We start from the raw sequence: 16,086 nt of genomic DNA on the forward strand, positions 1-16,086 counted from the left end.
AACTTCCTCCTCAAACCTTGTCCCCTCCTAAATCCTCCCCTCGGGGAGGACCCCCAGGGCTGCTGCCCTCGGGACTCCCGCAAGGGTTGGCGGTGAGCGGGATGGGGGCGTTTATTTTGTAGCAACGGTGGGGTGAGCGCGTTCCGCTGGATGAAGGCTTGTGGCACAAGCCCTCATCCAGCAACGCTTTTACGTTGGTGCAAGGCGACGTTTTTACGTTCATTGCACCGTAATGGCGTTGAAAAGCTCTAAGCTGCAATTTTATATGCAGCTTACGGGTGCTGCGGCTCTGTGCATGCCGCAGACCATTCCGGCCCGGGGCCGTAGCCGGCTTGGCAGCATGACAAGCGCCTGCCCTCGGCCCGGGGCCGCAGCTCGGCACGTCATGCGGCCGAGCATTCAGGCTTCGCCTGTTGTGCGCATGTGGCATGTGCTGCGACTGCGCACCTTCGGGGTGGCTCAAGGCTTCGCCTCTTGAGCCTTGCGCGTTCCTGGAAGGACTGCTGTCTGTCTGCTGCGCAAATTCGGCAGTCCTTTCAGGAACGGTTGCTTGCGATAGAAAAGCAGTGGAACACGCTTTTCCATCGCTCTTGAGGCGGTGCGGCATCTTATGTGCCGCACCTTCCCCTAGCTCTGCTCCCAAATGAGGGTTGGTGCTGGATTGCAGCGGAGCGGACGGAATCGTTCTGGAGAAGCGATAGCGTTTGCCTTTGCCCCTGGATTCCAACCTTTACGGGTTTATTCCAATCCAGGAATCCAGGGGTAACAGCAATCGGAAGAATGATCCGTTCGCGCAGCGGCCTCACCAAGCGCCAACCTTCCCTCTACTCCCCTAATCCCAGCTTTTTAAAGATCGTATCTACGTTCTTCAGATGCCAAGCCGGGTTAAACGCATCCTCGATTTCCTCGGGATTCAGCACGGCGGTAATTTCCGGAGTTGCTTCGACGATTTCGCGGAACTGGCGTTGCTCCTCCCATGCCTGCATCGCACGCGGCTGCACGGTATCGTACGCTTTTTCACGGCTAAAGCCCTTGTCGATCAGCTTCGTCATAATACGGCCGGAGAATGGTACGCCATACGTACGCGCCATATTGCGCTTCATATTTTCAGGGAACACCGTCAGATTCTTCACGATATTGCCAAAACGGTTCAGCATATAGTTCAACAGCATCGTTGCATCCGGCAGAATAATACGTTCCACAGAAGAATGCGAGATATCGCGTTCATGCCACAGCGTTACGTTCTCGTAGGCAGATACCATATGCCCGCGAATCACGCGCGCCAGACCGGAGATGTTTTCGCTGCCGATCGGATTCCGTTTGTGCGGCATCGCGGAAGAACCTTTTTGACCCTTGGCAAAGGCTTCCTCCACCTCACGGAATTCACTCTTTTGAAGTGCGCGGACTTCTGTAGCAAATTTGTCCAAGGATGTAGCGATCAACGCCAATGTCGCCATATATTCAGCATGACGGTCACGCTGGAGCGTCTGTGTAGAGATTGGGGCAGGCTTGGTGCCCAGCTTGTTGCATACAAACGCTTCTACAGCCGGGTCAATGTTGGCGTAGGTGCCAACTGCGCCGGACATTTTACCGTATTGCACTTGATCAGCCGCATAACGGAAACGTTCCAGATTGCGCTTCATTTCCTCGTACCACAAGCCCATCTTCAATCCGAATGTGGTCGGCTCGGCATGTACACCATGCGTACGGCCCATCATCGGTGTATGCTTGTAAGCCAGTGCTTTTTCCTTTAAAATTTCGATAAAATTCAAGATATCCCGCTCCAGAATTTCATTCGCCTGCTTCAGCAGGTAGCCCAGTGCGGTATCTACCACATCCGTGGAGGTCAGGCCGTAATGTACCCATTTGCGCTCGTCGCCCAGGCTTTCAGACACCGTACGGGTAAAGGCAATGACATCATGTCTCGTTTCCTGCTCAATTTCATAGATCCGGTCAATATCAAAGCTTGCATTCTTGCGCAGAGCCACGGTATCCTCTTTCGGAATAACCCCTAATTCTGCCCAAGCTTCACAGGCACACAGTTCTACTTCCAGCCATGCCTTGAATTTATTTTCTTCCGTCCAAATTGCTCTCATTTCCGGTCTGCTATAGCGTTCGATCATGACTTTCCATCCCCCCAAATATTGGTTTGTTCAATCCATTCCAGCGCTTGCTCCGCATCCTGGCACAGTAGATTAATATGTCCCATCTTTCGGCCTGGTTTGGCTTCACTTTTTCCATACAAGTGCAGCTTGGGTACAACATCCAATCGTTCAGCTTCGGCATCCGGCTGTGCAAACCGCTGAACCACATCCTCCAGATGCTCACCCAGCACATTGACCATGACCACTGGAGTCAGCAGCTTCGTGCTGCCCAGCGGCAAGCCGCAAATCGCACGTATGTGCTGCTCGAATTGCGACGTCGCGCAGCCCTCCATCGTGTAATGACCGGAGTTATGCGGTCTCGGGGCCAGCTCATTGACGTACAGTTGTCCATTTTCGTCCACAAACATTTCTACAGCGAGCAGTCCTACCGCACCCAACGACTCGGCCACAGCCAGCGCCAGCCTGCGTGCTTCCTCCTGCACCGATTCCGGCACGCGCGCAGGTACAATCGACGTGTGCAAAATATTGTTCACATGAATGTTTTCCGCAGGTGGAAAGGCTTTGGCTTCGCCGTTCGTGCTACGTGCGACGATAACCGATATTTCGCAGCGAAAACGAATAAACTGCTCCAGCACCAGTTCCGCACCGCTACCCGCCAATCGTTCGTAGGCAGCTACAGCTTCCTCTGGTTGGCGGATGACCGCCTGACCCTTGCCATCATAACCACCAACAGTCGTTTTGAGCACACACGGTACACCCAGTTCAGCTACCGCTTGAACCATCTCCGTAACACTATTGATTTCACGATACGGAGCTACCGGAACGCCAGCCGCCTCAATAGCACGTTTTTCACGCAGACGATGCTGTGTTGTGTACAAAAGACTGCTGCCTTGCGGTACACTGGATTCTCGCTCCAACAGCGCGGCTACACCCGCATCCACATTTTCAAACTCATACGTGATCACATCGCACCGCCCGGCCAGCTCTCTGGCCGCATGCTCATCATCATAGGCTGCGCGGATCTGCTCCGACACCTGTCCACACGGACTATCCGGTGCCGGGTCCAGCGTCACAAAGCGATACCCCAGGCTGGTTCCCGCCAGCACAAGCATTCTGCCCAGCTGCCCGCCTCCCAAAATTCCAATCCTTGTCCCCGGAGGACGGACGCGTCCTGCAGGCTCACATGCCTCATTCATAGCGAATCACTGCCTTCCAGCACCTCATCACGGATACGGTCGCGTCTTGCTACGACGCGCTGGCTTATCTTTTCGTCAAAAGCGCCTAATACTTGTGCAGCCAGCAATCCTGCATTTGTAGCACCTGCCTTGCCGATTGCCACGGTGGCAACGGGAATACCGCCCGGCATCTGCACAATCGAGAGCAGAGAGTCCAGGCCATTCAGTGCCTTCGACTGGACAGGCACGCCGATGACTGGCAAAGATGTCTTCGCAGCCACCATTCCCGGCAGATGAGCAGCCCCACCCGCTCCGGCAATAATAACCTTTAATCCGCGCCCGGCGGCTTCCTCTGCAAAACGGAACATCAAATCCGGTGTACGATGGGCTGAGACTACCTTTTTCTCATATGCGATTTCAAGCTCGTCCAGCACAGCACATGCATGTTGCATGGTGTCCCAGTCTGATGTGCTGCCCATAATGACAGCGACCTGCACTGACATATCCTTCACTCCCTGTTTATCAATAAGCGCCAAAAATCCGGCACTCGAAAATAACGTTATTTTCAAGACACCGGACTACGAAAAAACAAACGACAGAGCTCCTAAAGGCATGCCAAAAGCAAGCCCGTTCCACCGCACCAATGCGGCTTCAGCCGTATGTCTCCCGTAGTCCGGAAATTTAAGGTTTCCAGGTAGAAACTTCCGGGCCATATCCCCGGCATTATACGAGTCAGCATTGTGCCTACTTCATCCCAAACGATATACTTTCCTAGCATCATCGTGATTGGTTTCGGCTCCAACATGTGTACCTTATTAAATTGCGCCTAAAGTTCATTTTTTATCGACAATACACTTCATAGTTTAACAATTCCCTACACCCTATGTCAACTTGAAAACGAACATTATTAAAATCATCCAATTGAATGTTCGTGTTTTACAAAATCAACACGCTTATACGCCTAAGAGTCTGACAACAGCGGCACATTTAGCCAACTCTCTGCCTTGAACTCATATCAGCGAACACTCACACTATGCAGAAAAAAAGTCGGTACTTCCTGAACAGAAAGTAATCCGACTTTTACTCTTTTTATTCTGTTACTTAACAACCAGCACAGGAATACGCGCATGCTGTACTACATTGTGACTCACGCTGCCCAATACAAATTCACGAATACCACCCAAGCCGCGGCTGCCGATCACAATCACATCAAAGCCATTTTCATTGGCATAATCCAAAACAACTTCGGCTGGCGAACCTTGAATCAGCTCCACCTTGGCCTCTACGCCTTGCTCAGCAAGCCGCTTTTTAGCTTCATCCGTAGTCTGCTCCGCCAAATCGTAATATTCTTTATTCATCGAAGCCGGGATTGGAGCTAAGCCTTCACCCATAAAAATTCGCGGGAAATCAAATGCCGTTATAACCTCAAGCTTCGAGGACGGTGATGCCTTGATTAATTCAGCCGCCTTCAGCAAAGCCTTATTGGCCGCATCCGAACCGTCATAAGCAAGCAATATTTTTGAGAATAGCATCATATACACCTCTTCCTGTTCAGTTTGTTAAATCCAATCCTGAAATATGTATTCCTTTGCACGCTTGCACAATACATTCGTGGACGCTGGAATAGCCGCCTTACTCATCATTAAACATTTCTATACGAACCTAAACCCCGGCTTTACCGCAAAAAATACCCATATAGCAATGCGTTAATGAATAGCAACGCAGGAATACCGAGTCTGAAGCTTATATGCCGTGTTTTATGGCGTTTGCGGTACATCGCAATCAGCACGCCCAATGCGCCTCCGATCAGGGCCAGCAAAAACAGCGTCCGTTCAGGCACCCGATCACGATGCTTGCGCGCTCTTTTTTTATCCTCCGACATTACCAGATAGCCTACTGCATTGATAAACAGCAGCCATACGAACAAGCCTGTCTGCAATGTCTCTCCCCCTTTTGCACACTGTACCCACTTAGGTATTAGTTAGTCCTTATATAACGTTCTCCTCCCATTATACCCTCACCCCTTTTACAGAAACAATCTTCTTCTGACTGGAAAAGCGCTTTGGCGGATATAGTAACGTGGTATGAGGAAAGTCCTCGACAACATCTATTTTGTTTCAAAGGAGGAACCGCCATGGAAAGCACCCATGAATACGTTGAAAAACTGCGAGAAAATGCAAAAAAGGCAGAGCACAACCGTAAACGGGGAAAAGGAACTCCCAGCGCCAGCCTGCCAACCAAACAGCATACCAAAAATCCCTGACAAGGGCTTTTCCTAAGCTGTAGAACTATGTTATTAACGCATCCAATCCACTTAACCTTGTAGCTTCCTTTGATGAATTAAGACAAACTGGTTGTTATAGCTTCCACCGAAACAGCAAGCAGGCTCCTTTTGGGATATCTGCTTGCTGTTTTTGCAATTTGCATGAAGCCAAAAAAAACCTCTCTCCCCACGAAATGAACTCTATGCAAAAATCAGATAAAATGTAATAATAAAGCGATTACATTTTTAGAGAATAAATTTTAATGTCACGTTTTATAACACATATATTGACTAAAAACATTTATACCCCTTATAATTCGTGACATTAACGCAATTCGGCATTTTTTTGTCAGTTAATCTATCATTTCAATTCAGATTTTGACATTGGAGAGGAGCTTTATACAAACATGAAAAAAATGACGATGATTCCCCTGTTGGCCAGCTTTATTATCGGAAGTACTTTATGGAGTGGCGGATTTACGAACATTACGGCAGCAGCCACCAGCACGACTGCACCTGCTTCTGTCTCTACGACTGCAGACAAATCTGAAAAACCGCAAGCCAATCATTTGCCCAACATCAAAATACTTGCTACCGGAGGAACCATTGCAGGCTCGTCAGCCGTCAATACCGATACAACAGGCTACAAAGCAGGCTCACTAGGTGTTGAAGCCTTGATGAAGGCTGTTCCTGAGATGAAAAGTATTGCAAACGTCAGCGGTGAACAGATTGTAAACATAGACAGCACCGATATGAATAACGACATTCTCTTAAGGCTTGCCAAACGCACCAATGAACTGCTTGCCAGAGATGACGTTGATGGAATCGTGATTACACACGGTACTGATACATTGGAAGAAACCGCCTATTTCCTGGATCTTGTGGTCAAAAGCGATAAGCCTGTAGTGGTCGTTGGCTCTATGCGTCCAGCTACAGCGATCAGCGCCGATGGACCTTTTAACCTCTACAATGCTGTGAAAGTCGCCGGGGCTTCAAGCTCCAAAGGTCAAGGCGTACTCGTACTGCTGAATGATCGTATTGGTTCAGCAAGATACGTCAGCAAGACAAATACGACCACAGTAGATACGTTCAAGTCCGTGGAACAGGGATATCTGGGAGCTGTTGTCGGAGATCAAGTGTATTACTATAATAAATCTGTACGTAAGCATACAACTGCTTCCGTATTCGACATCTCCAATCTGACCGAGCTTCCACAGGTAGATATTTTATACGAATATCAAAACAACGGTCGCTATCTGTATGATGCAGCCGTAGCAGCTGGTGCCAAAGGGATCGTTGTAGCCGGTTCCGGGAATGGCTCCTTGTCGAAAGCCTCTAGAGAAGGTGCTGAGGCTGCTGGCAAAAAAGGAGTCATTATCGCCCGTTCCACCCGTGTAGGAAGTGGAGTCGTATCTCCATCGACGAAAGACGCGGCATCGAACTTTGTTTCCACCGATTCGCTCAATCCGCAAAAAGCACGGATTTTGCTCATGCTCGCTTTGACCCAAACACATGATGTTAACCAAATTCAATCCTTCTTCAATGAATACTGAGAATAGTCATCCCAAAGCAAGACAATAACCAGCACCCTTCTCAACAAAAAAGCAGCAGTTACGGTGTAGATATCACCGTAACTGCTGCTTTTTGTCGCTTGATCGTGGCGGATATCAGAGACTGCTCCACCGAAATTTAATTTCCATAGCTATACAAACTATTTTTGCCCAGCCCGCCTATTCAGCGATTCAAGGCCGCTGCTTGGGAATTCCATTAAGGCTTGGAGGATATTTGGCCTGCTTCTCTGGATGAGGAGCGATTTCTTCCTCCAGTATACTTGATTTATTTTGCTGATTATTGATTTTAAGCGACTTATGCTTTGGCATAATTGCTCACCTCCTCGGCTTACCATGCCAAGGAGTGAGCGTTTTTATACCGACGTGCACCTGCTATGGGTGGAGCTTACATCTACTTTTTGGCTTTCCGTTACTTACCCTGCTTTTGATCCATAGCTGCTTTTAGCAGATCTCCCAAGCTCGAACCAAAAGATTCCTGCTTTTCATATTGCCTTACCAGCTTTTGCTGTTCCCGCTTGTTTACCCGTTGCTTGTCCTTATCCAGCGTCTCGGTAATGCCGCAGGGCAAACATCTTACATACAGTCCCGCTTTGCCTTCTTTCATTTCCATCTTCTTATGACACTGCGGGCAGCGCCGGTTCGACAAACGTTTTTCCCCTGCACGACGGTAACCGCAATCCGTGCTTGGACATACCAGAAACTTGCCCTGTCTGCCCTTCTTCTCCAACAGCTTTGTACCACAATTCGGGCAATGACTGTTTGTCACGTTATGAGGCTTGTATTCGGCACTGCTATTTTTCACAGTGGAAACCAGTTCTTTCGCCATAGCGCGAATAGAGTTCAAAAACGGCTCCGGTTTCCCCTGACCACGCGCGATTCGTTCCAGCTCCGCTTCCCAACGCGCCGTCAGCTCAGGCGTTCGAAGCTGCGGAGCCGCCAACTCGATCAGCTGCTTGCCTTTTCCTGTGGGATGCATCACGTTCCCCTGGCGCTCAATCGTATCCGAACTGACGAGCTTCTCGATCAGATCGGCGCGGGTAGCAGGAGTACCCAGTCCATGCTTCTCCATCTGGGCTAGCAAGGCCGCTTCCGTGTATCGTTTTGGAGGCATCGTCCGCCCAGATCGCACAAGGCAACGCTGTATGCGGACGGCATCTCCTTTTTTCAGTTCAGGCAAAATAACGTCACGCTCTGTGTTCTCCCGATCCTCTGCTTCTTCATCGTCCATTTCATAATGGCTTCCGTCATATACAGCCCGCCAACCACTATCTTTTATAGTTGTGCCCTTGACCTGAAACGTCTCCTGCTCTACCGTGACCGATACCGCTACAGCGTCATAGCGTGCAGGCGGATAGAATAGACTGATAAAACGACGTGCAATCAGATCATACAGCTTGCGTTCCTCCGGGCTTAGCTGATTAAGCAGCAAGGTCTGCTCTGTAGGAATAATTGCATGGTGATCCGTGACCTTACTGTCATCCACAATTCGCTTTGTGATCGGCAGATTGTTGCGCAGCAACGGGCGTGCCAAGGATGCATACGGACCTACGGCTACGCTGTTGAGCCTTTCCTTAAGGGTACCTACCATATCGGAGGTTAAATAACGACTGTCTGTACGTGGATAGGTGACCAGCTTATGCTGTTCATACAGACGCTGAAGCACATTGGATGTCTGTTTGGCGGAAAAGCCATAGCGCTGGTTAGCGTCCCTTTGCAGTTCCGTTAAATCGTAAGCCAATGGATGTGGCTCATTCTTTTCACTCTTTTTAACACTGACAACCGTGCCTTTGGCACCCTCCAGTCTACGGCGCAAAGTCTCTGCTTGCGTACGGTCGAACATACGCGAATCCCCGTTTTCTGCCCGCCAAGCTGCCTGAAAGTCGCCAAAATCTGCTGTCAACGTATCATATTCCTGAGATCGAAACTGGGTAATTTCTTTCTCACGTTCCATGATCATCCCCAGCGTTGGAGTCTGTACTCTTCCAGCCGAAAGCTGCGCGTTATACCGACAAGTCAATGCACGAGTCACATTGAGACCAATCATCCAGTCTGCTTCAGCCCTACAGCGAGCCGACTCATATAAACGATCAAACTGCTGACCAGGCAATAGCTTTGCAAAGCCTTCCTTGATTGCCTTATCTGTCTGCGAAGAAATCCATAAGCGTCGGAAAGGCTTTTTCCAGTTTGCCATTTGTATAATCCAACGCGCCAACAGTTCTCCTTCACGAGCAGCATCTGTTGCCACAATAAGCTCACCTATGTCCTGCCGCTTCATAAGCTGCTGTACAGCTTTGAACTGATGATTGCTTTCACGCAGTACCTTTAGCTTCGAGCTCTTTGGAAGAATCGGCAAGTCCTCCAAATTCCAGGATGCATATTTAGAATCGTAATCCTCCGGCTCTGCTAAGCCGACCAAATGCCCCAATGCCCATGTCACTACATACTTGGGTCCTTCTATATAACTTTTATGCTTCTCACGGCTGCCCATCACACGTGCAATCTCTCTGGCTACGGATGGTTTTTCTGCCAATACCAATACCTTCATGTTACGCTCCTTTCTCTCATAGCATTAATTATACCATCCTGCCATCCTACGATAAATCTAAGTCAACGGCTCTTTTTAACATGCTTGTACATACTATTCGCATTGCTTTTACATTGGTTGGGACAGCTTACAAATCAGGCACACTCCATTTTAGTAGCAGACCCGCATATGTCAGGCCGCCTCCAAATCCATATAAAATGACATGCTGTCCATGCCGTAAACGTCCATCATCCAAACCGCACTGTAAAGCTAACGGGATAGACGCCGCTGATGTATTGCCATAAAACTCTACACTTGTCAGCGTCTCCTCCAATGGTATTATGCTTCTTTCACATATGGACTCGATCATTCTCAAATTAGCGCTATGAGGTACAAACCAGTCGAGATCTTCCTTCTTCATATCGGCCTGATTCAATAAACGTTCGATTCCTGTTGGAACGGAGCGAACGGCCCATTTATAAACCTCACGTCCATTTTGAGCGATAAATCCATGATCTTGCAGCTTCTCTCCATCCAAGTAATTAGATAATCCTGCCCGGTAAAGATGCGCTCCCCCTTGGCCGTAGGTTCCTATATCCGCAGCCAAAAATGATCCTTCATCCTCGTCGTATTCAACCAGTGCCACACCTGCTCCATCTCCAAAAAGTACACATGTCGTCCGATCCGTATAATCCGTAATTTTGGATAACGTTTCCGCCCCTACTACTAACACCTTGCGGTGCAGACCACCCGTAATAAGTCCATTTGCCAAATGAAGTCCATAAGCAAACCCTGCACATGCTGCACTAACATCCATCGACCCTGTATCCGGAATATTGAAATGAGCCTGAATACGTGAGGCCGTACTTGGAAAGTAGTAATCAGGAGTACTCGTCGCTACAATAATCATGTCAACATCGTTTATATTTACGTTATAAAGATTAATCATACGTGTAATTGCTTGTATACATAAATCAGAGACATATTGATCTTCAGCTGCAATTCTCCGTTCACGCATACCCGTTCGTTGTACAATCCACTCATCACTAGTATCCACAAGCTTCTCCAGGTCAGCATTCGTTAAAATCCGCTCAGGTACATAAGTGCCAAGAGCCGTTAGCTTTGCTTTTGAATTCAACAATCTGATCACTCTCCTTTGTAATCCTAATTATATTATAACACCAGATACTAATACCTGGTACTAATTTATTTTAAATTTGCTGGCATTATGATGAGTTAATCTTAATCTGCACTTATTTCTTTAAATATATAATTTTCATGGCTTTCAACGCAAAAAAAAGAGCCACGATCTTCTAAGATCATGGCTCTTTTTACTTATTGCTTGGCAACGTCCTACTCTCCCAGGACCCTGCGGTCCAAGTACCATCGGCGCTGGAGGGCTTAACGGTCGTGTTCGGGATGGGTACGTGTGGAACCCCTCCGCTATCGCCACCAAACATGAATTTGCCTCGCAAATTCTTCCATATTGAAACTCGGTTCATCACAGCCGTGTGAATGAATTTCAATGCGTTTTTCGTATGCACTTGTACATACCTTCAAGGTGTTACACCCTGAAAACTGGATCCGAAACTCCATTGCGTCCTATCTTTAGGATAAGCCCTCGACCGATTAGTATTGGTCAGCTCCATGCATTGCTGCACTTCCACCCCCAACCTATCTACCTCGTCGTCTTCAAGGGGTCTTACGTATTGGGAAATCTCATCTTGAGGGGGGCTTCACGCTTAGATGCTTTCAGCGCTTATCCCTTCCGTACATAGCTACCCAGCTGTGCTTCTGGCGAAACAACTGGTACACCAGCGGTACGTCCATCCCGGTCCTCTCGTACTAAGGACAGCTCCTCTCAAATTTCCTACGCCCACGACAGATAGGGACCGAACTGTCTCACGACGTTCTGAACCCAGCTCGCGTACCGCTTTAATGGGCGAACAGCCCAACCCTTGGGACCTACTTCAGCCCCAGGATGCGATGAGCCGACATCGAGGTGCCAAACCTCCCCGTCGATGTGGACTCTTGGGGGAGATAAGCCTGTTATCCCCAGGGTAGCTTTTATCCGTTGAGCGATGGCCCTTCCATGCGGTACCACCGGATCACTAAGCCCGACTTTCGTCCCTGCTCGACTTGTAGGTCTCGCAGTCAAGCTCCCTTCTGCCTTTGCACTCTTCGAATGATTTCCAACCATTCTGAGGGAACCTTGGGGCGCCTCCGTTACTCTTTAGGAGGCGACCGCCCCAGTCAAACTGCCCACCTGACACTGTCCTCGTACCGGCTTACGGTACCAAGTTAGAACCTAGATACGATCAGGGTGGTATCCCAAGGATGCCTCCCCTCAAGCTGGCGCTCAAGGCTCGACGGCTCCCACCTATCCTGTACAGATCGTACCCAAATTCAATATCAAGCTGCAGTAAAGCTCCATGGGGTCTTTCCGTCTTGTCGCGGGTAACCTGCATCTTCACAGGTATTAAAATTTCACCGGATCTCTCGTTGAGACAGCGCCCAAGTCGTTACGCCATTCGTGCGGGTCAGAATTTACCTGACAAGGAATTTCGCTACCTTAGGACCGTTATAGTTACGGCCGCCGTTTACTGGGGCTTCGGTTCATAGCTTCGCCCGAAGGCTTACCACTCCCCTTAACCTTCCAGCACCGGGCAGGCGTCAGCCCGTATACTTCGCCTTGCGGCTTCGCACAGACCTGTGTTTTTGCTAAACAGTCGCTTGGGCCTTTTCACTGCGGCCCCCTCGGGCTATTCACCCTACCGAGGCACCCCTTCTCCCGAAGTTACGGGGTCATTTTGCCGAGTTCCTTAACGAGAGTTCTTCCGCGCGCCTTAGAATTCTCTTCTCGCCTACCTGTGTCGGTTTGCGGTACGGGCACCTTCTCCTGGCTAGAGGCTTTTCTTGGCAGTCTGAGATCATGACCTTCGCTACTGCAATTTTCGCTCCCCATCACAGCCCAGCCTTATGATGTGCGGATTTGCCTACACACCAGCCTCACTGCTTGGACGGACATCCATCAGTCCGCGTCACTACCCTACTGCGTCACCCCATCGCTCATAGCGGATTACGGTGGTACAGGAATTTCCACCTGCTGTCCTTCGACTACGCCTATCGGCCTCGCCTTAGGTCCCGACTTACCCTGAGCGGACGAACCTTCCTCAGGAACCCTTAGGCTTTCGGCGGATCTGATTCTCACAGATCTTTTCGTTACTCATACCGGCATTCTCACTTGAATGCAGTCCAGCGCTCCTTTCGGTACACCTTCAACCCGCATTCAACGCTCCCCTACCCCTGATGCAAAGCATCAAGCCATAGCTTCGGTGGTGTGTTTAGCCCCGTTACATTTTCGGCGCAGAGTCACTCGACCAGTGAGCTATTACGCACTCTTTCAATGGTGGCTGCTTCTAAGCCAACATCCTGGTTGTCTGTGCAACTCCACATCCTTTCCCACTTAACACACACTTGGGGACCTTAGCTGATGGTCTGGGCTGTTTCCCTTTTGACAATGGATCTTAGCACTCACTGTCTGACTCCCGGAAGTAAGTCTATGGCATTCGGAGTTTGACTGAGCTTGGTAACCCTTGCGGGCCCCGCACCCAATCAGTGCTCTACCTCCACGACTCTATTTTCCGAGGCTAGCCCTAAAGCTATTTCGGGGAGAACCAGCTATCTCCGGGTTCGATTGGAATTTCTCCGCTACCCCCACCTCATCCCCGCATTTTTCAACATGCGTGGGTTCGGGCCTCCAGTGCGTGTTACCGCACCTTCACCCTGGACAGGGGTAGATCACCCGGTTTCGGGTCTACGTCCACGTACTCATTCGCCCTATTCAGACTCGCTTTCGCTGCGGCTTCAGCTCTTCACCTTAACCTTGCACGGGAACGTAACTCGCCGGTTCATTCTACAAAAGGCACGCCATCACCCCTAAATTGGGCTCTGACTTCTTGTAAGCACACGGTTTCAGGATCTATTTCACTCCCCTTCCGGGGTGCTTTTCACCTTTCCCTCACGGTACTGCTTCACTATCGGTCGCCAGGGAGTATTTAGCCTTGGCAGATGGTCCTGCCGGATTCATACGGGGTTTCACGTGCCCCGCACTACTCGGGATCCGTCTCGGAGGGAACGGGTTTTGAACTACAGGGCTTTTACCTTCTCTGGCGGGCCTTTCCAGACCTCTTCATCTAACCGGTTCCTTTGTAACTCCATGTGAGACGTCCCACAACCCCAGGGAGCAAGCTCCCTAGTTTGGGCTAATCCGCGTTCGCTCGCCGCTACTGACGGAATCACTATTGTTTTCTCTTCCTCAGGGTACTTAGATGTTTCAGTTCCCCTGGTCTGCCTCTCACTCACCTATGAATTCAGTGAGTAGTGACTGTCGATGAAGACAGCCGGGTTTCCCCATTCGGACATCCCCGGATCAAAGCTTGCTTACAGCTCCCCGAGGCTTTATCGTTGTTCGCCACGTCCTTCGTCGGCTCCTGGCGCCTAGGCATCCTCCGTGTGCTCTTTGTAGCTTAACCTAGTATTTACATCGTAAATACGATTTGCTACCTTTATTTCTCTTGTTTACACAAGATCAGCTTAAAGGAATATTCTAAAACGCAATTTCGTTTCGGTATCCAGTTTTCAAGGTGCAATTCGCTTCATCGAAGCGAAACCCGATGAATATTTCGGTTCCACACGGATGTGTGAATGAAACATTCGTCGAAGCTTGAGAGTTTGAGTTCTCAAAACTGAGCAACGAGTGAGTAAGTTAAGATATTCATTTCATTCACACAGATGTGATGAACCGAATTGAATATCCGGTCGCAGGTACGTGTACCTGCTGATTTGAATGTTTCCATCGCAGGAAACGATTCTCCATAGAAAGGAGGTGATCCAGCCGCACCTTCCGATACGGCTACCTTGTTACGACTTCACCCCAATCATCTACCCCACCTTCGGCGGCTGGCTCCCTTGCGGGTTACCCCACCGACTTCGGGTGTTGTAAACTCTCGTGGTGTGACGGGCGGTGTGTACAAGACCCGGGAACGTATTCACCGCGGCATGCTGATCCGCGATTACTAGCAATTCCGACTTCATGTAGGCGAGTTGCAGCCTACAATCCGAACTGAGACCGGCTTTTCTAGGATTGGCTCCACCTCGCGATTTCGCTTCCCGTTGTACCGGCCATTGTAGTACGTGTGTAGCCCAGGTCATAAGGGGCATGATGATTTGACGTCATCCCCACCTTCCTCCGGTTTGTCACCGGCAGTCTGCTTAGAGTGCCCAGCTTTACCTGCTGGCAACTAAGCATAAGGGTTGCGCTCGTTGCGGGACTTAACCCAACATCTCACGACACGAGCTGACGACAACCATGCACCACCTGTCTCCTCTGTCCCGAAGGAAAGATCTATCTCTAGACCGGTCAGAGGGATGTCAAGACCTGGTAAGGTTCTTCGCGTTGCTTCGAATTAAACCACATACTCCACTGCTTGTGCGGGTCCCCGTCAATTCCTTTGAGTTTCAGTCTTGCGACCGTACTCCCCAGGCGGAATGCTTAATGTGTTAACTTCGGCACCAAGGGTATCGAAACCCCTAACACCTAGCATTCATCGTTTACGGCGTGGACTACCAGGGTATCTAATCCTGTTTGCTCCCCACGCTTTCGCGCCTCAGCGTCAGTTACAGCCCAGAGAGTCGCCTTCGCCACTGGTGTTCCTCCACATCTCTACGCATTTCACCGCTACACGTGGAATTCCACTCTCCTCTTCTGCACTCAAGCTCTCCAGTTTCCAGTGCGACCCGAAGTTGAGCCTCGGGATTAAACACCAGACTTAAAGAGCCGCCTGCGCGCGCTTTACGCCCAATAATTCCGGACAACGCTTGCCCCCTACGTATTACCGCGGCTGCTGGCACGTAGTTAGCCGGGGCTTTCTTCTCAGGTACCGTCACCTTGGGAGCAGTTACTCTCCCAAGCGTTCTTCCCTGGCAACAGAGCTTTACGATCCGAAAACCTTCATCACTCACGCGGCGTTGCTCCGTCAGGCTTTCGCCCATTGCGGAAGATTCCCTACTGCTGCCTCCCGTAGGAGTCTGGGCCGTGTCTCAGTCCCAGTGTGGCCGATCACCCTCTCAGGTCGGCTACGCATCGTCGCCTTGGTAGGCCTTTACCCCACCAACTAGCTAATGCGCCGCAGGCCCATCCACAAGTGACAGATTGCTCCGTCTTTCCTCCTTCTCCCATGCAGGAAAAGGATGTATCGGGTATTAGCTACCGTTTCCGGTAGTTATCCCTGTCTTGTGGGCAGGTTGCCTACGTGTTACTCACCCGTCCGCCGCTAGGTCATATAGAAGCAAGCTTCTACATGACCCCGCTCGACTTGCATGTATTAGGCACGCCGCCAGCGTTCGTCCTGAGCCAGGATCAAACTCTCCAATAAAGACCAACCGA

General features: G+C 50.0%; 11 protein-coding genes, 3 rRNA genes and 1 riboswitch. Of the genes, 2 read left to right on the forward strand and 12 right to left on the reverse strand.

What is annotated here, in order from left to right; all coding sequences use genetic code 11:
* Positions 1-10: 10 nt before the first annotated feature.
* The 6 genes from B4V02_RS21240 to B4V02_RS21265 form a co-directional block, all read right to left on the reverse strand.
* A complete protein-coding gene (locus B4V02_RS21240) occupies positions 11-727 on the reverse strand; it encodes a hypothetical protein (protein WP_094156305.1) in 717 nt (238 codons plus the stop codon).
* Positions 728-824: 97 nt separating this feature from the next.
* Positions 825-2,123 (reverse strand): adenylosuccinate lyase, encoded by a 1,299-nt coding sequence (purB, locus tag B4V02_RS21245; RefSeq protein WP_007428833.1) that lies wholly within the window; start codon positions 2,121-2,123, stop codon positions 825-827.
* The gene (gene purK / locus B4V02_RS21250) at positions 2,120-3,301 is read right to left on the reverse strand and encodes a 5-(carboxyamino)imidazole ribonucleotide synthase (RefSeq protein ID WP_094156306.1); all 1,182 of its coding nucleotides are present in this window, start codon (positions 3,299-3,301) and stop codon (positions 2,120-2,122) included. Before purK ends, purB begins: the two co-directional genes overlap by 4 nt.
* The gene (purE, locus tag B4V02_RS21255) at positions 3,298-3,783 is read right to left on the reverse strand and encodes a 5-(carboxyamino)imidazole ribonucleotide mutase (protein ID WP_007428831.1); all 486 of its coding nucleotides are present in this window, start codon (positions 3,781-3,783) and stop codon (positions 3,298-3,300) included. The genes purK and purE overlap by 4 nt, the downstream gene beginning before the upstream one ends.
* 146 nt (positions 3,784-3,929) lie before the next feature.
* Positions 3,930-4,031: riboswitch (purine riboswitch) on the reverse strand.
* A gap of 346 nt (positions 4,032-4,377) precedes the next feature.
* Positions 4,378-4,812 carry a universal stress protein gene (locus B4V02_RS21260; protein ID WP_094157062.1) on the reverse strand — a complete coding sequence of 145 codons (435 nt, stop codon included), beginning with the start codon at positions 4,810-4,812 and terminating at the stop codon, positions 4,378-4,380.
* A 143-nt stretch (positions 4,813-4,955) separates the two neighbouring features.
* Positions 4,956-5,219, reverse strand: coding sequence for a DUF1294 domain-containing protein (locus B4V02_RS21265; protein WP_007428829.1), 264 nt, complete (start codon positions 5,217-5,219; stop codon positions 4,956-4,958).
* Between the two features lie 195 nt (positions 5,220-5,414).
* On the opposite strand from B4V02_RS21265, the gene B4V02_RS21270 reads away from it, so the two are divergent.
* Both B4V02_RS21270 and B4V02_RS21275 read left to right on the forward strand, forming a co-directional pair.
* The gene (locus B4V02_RS21270) at positions 5,415-5,543 is read left to right on the forward strand and encodes a DUF4023 family protein (RefSeq protein ID WP_007428828.1); all 129 of its coding nucleotides are present in this window, start codon (positions 5,415-5,417) and stop codon (positions 5,541-5,543) included.
* 407 nt (positions 5,544-5,950) lie between these two features.
* Positions 5,951-7,096 (forward strand): type II asparaginase, encoded by a 1,146-nt coding sequence (locus B4V02_RS21275; RefSeq protein WP_094156307.1) that lies wholly within the window; start codon positions 5,951-5,953, stop codon positions 7,094-7,096.
* Positions 7,097-7,285: 189 nt separating this feature from the next.
* On the opposite strand, the gene B4V02_RS26195 is transcribed toward B4V02_RS21275, so the two are convergent.
* The 6 genes from B4V02_RS26195 to B4V02_RS21300 all read right to left on the reverse strand — a co-directional run bounded on the left by B4V02_RS26195 (position 7,286) and on the right by B4V02_RS21300 (position 16,075).
* Positions 7,286-7,423 carry a hypothetical protein gene (locus tag B4V02_RS26195; protein ID WP_167383775.1) on the reverse strand — a complete coding sequence of 46 codons (138 nt, stop codon included), beginning with the start codon at positions 7,421-7,423 and terminating at the stop codon, positions 7,286-7,288.
* A 100-nt stretch (positions 7,424-7,523) separates the two neighbouring features.
* Positions 7,524-9,659 (reverse strand): DNA topoisomerase III, encoded by a 2,136-nt coding sequence (locus tag B4V02_RS21280; protein WP_094156308.1) that lies wholly within the window; start codon positions 9,657-9,659, stop codon positions 7,524-7,526.
* Positions 9,660-9,786: 127 nt separating this feature from the next.
* Entirely contained in the window at positions 9,787-10,779 is a 993-nt protein-coding gene (locus B4V02_RS21285; protein WP_094156309.1) for a ketoacyl-ACP synthase III, read from the reverse strand.
* A gap of 199 nt (positions 10,780-10,978) precedes the next feature.
* A 5S ribosomal RNA gene (gene rrf / locus B4V02_RS21290) occupies positions 10,979-11,095 on the reverse strand.
* 152 nt (positions 11,096-11,247) lie between these two features.
* Positions 11,248-14,173, reverse strand: a 23S ribosomal RNA gene (locus B4V02_RS21295).
* 346 nt (positions 14,174-14,519) lie between these two features.
* Positions 14,520-16,075: ribosomal RNA gene (locus B4V02_RS21300) — 16S ribosomal RNA — on the reverse strand.
* Together the 16S, 23S and 5S rRNA genes form the textbook arrangement of a ribosomal RNA operon.
* Between the last annotated feature and the right edge of the window lie 11 nt (positions 16,076-16,086).

Origin of the sequence: Paenibacillus kribbensis (genome assembly GCF_002240415.1) — a bacterium.
In the GTDB taxonomy this organism is placed as follows: Bacteria; Bacillota; Bacilli; order Paenibacillales; family Paenibacillaceae; genus Paenibacillus; species Paenibacillus kribbensis.

Excerpts from the sequence above, each read along its gene's own strand:
- purB (WP_007428833.1), bottom strand. The coding sequence starts at position 2,123 with ATGATCGAACGCTATAGCAGACCGGAAATGAGAGCAATTTGGACGGAA.
- purK (WP_094156306.1), bottom strand. The coding sequence starts at position 3,301 with ATGAATGAGGCATGTGAGCCTGCAGGACGCGTCCGTCCTCCGGGGACA.
- purE (WP_007428831.1), bottom strand. The coding sequence starts at position 3,783 with ATGTCAGTGCAGGTCGCTGTCATTATGGGCAGCACATCAGACTGGGAC.
- B4V02_RS21260 (WP_094157062.1), bottom strand. The coding sequence starts at position 4,812 with ATGCTATTCTCAAAAATATTGCTTGCTTATGACGGTTCGGATGCGGCC.
- B4V02_RS21270 (WP_007428828.1), top strand. The coding sequence starts at position 5,415 with ATGGAAAGCACCCATGAATACGTTGAAAAACTGCGAGAAAATGCAAAA.
- B4V02_RS21275 (WP_094156307.1), top strand. The coding sequence starts at position 5,951 with ATGAAAAAAATGACGATGATTCCCCTGTTGGCCAGCTTTATTATCGGA.
- B4V02_RS26195 (WP_167383775.1), bottom strand. The coding sequence starts at position 7,423 with ATGCCAAAGCATAAGTCGCTTAAAATCAATAATCAGCAAAATAAATCA.
- B4V02_RS21280 (WP_094156308.1), bottom strand. The coding sequence starts at position 9,659 with ATGAAGGTATTGGTATTGGCAGAAAAACCATCCGTAGCCAGAGAGATT.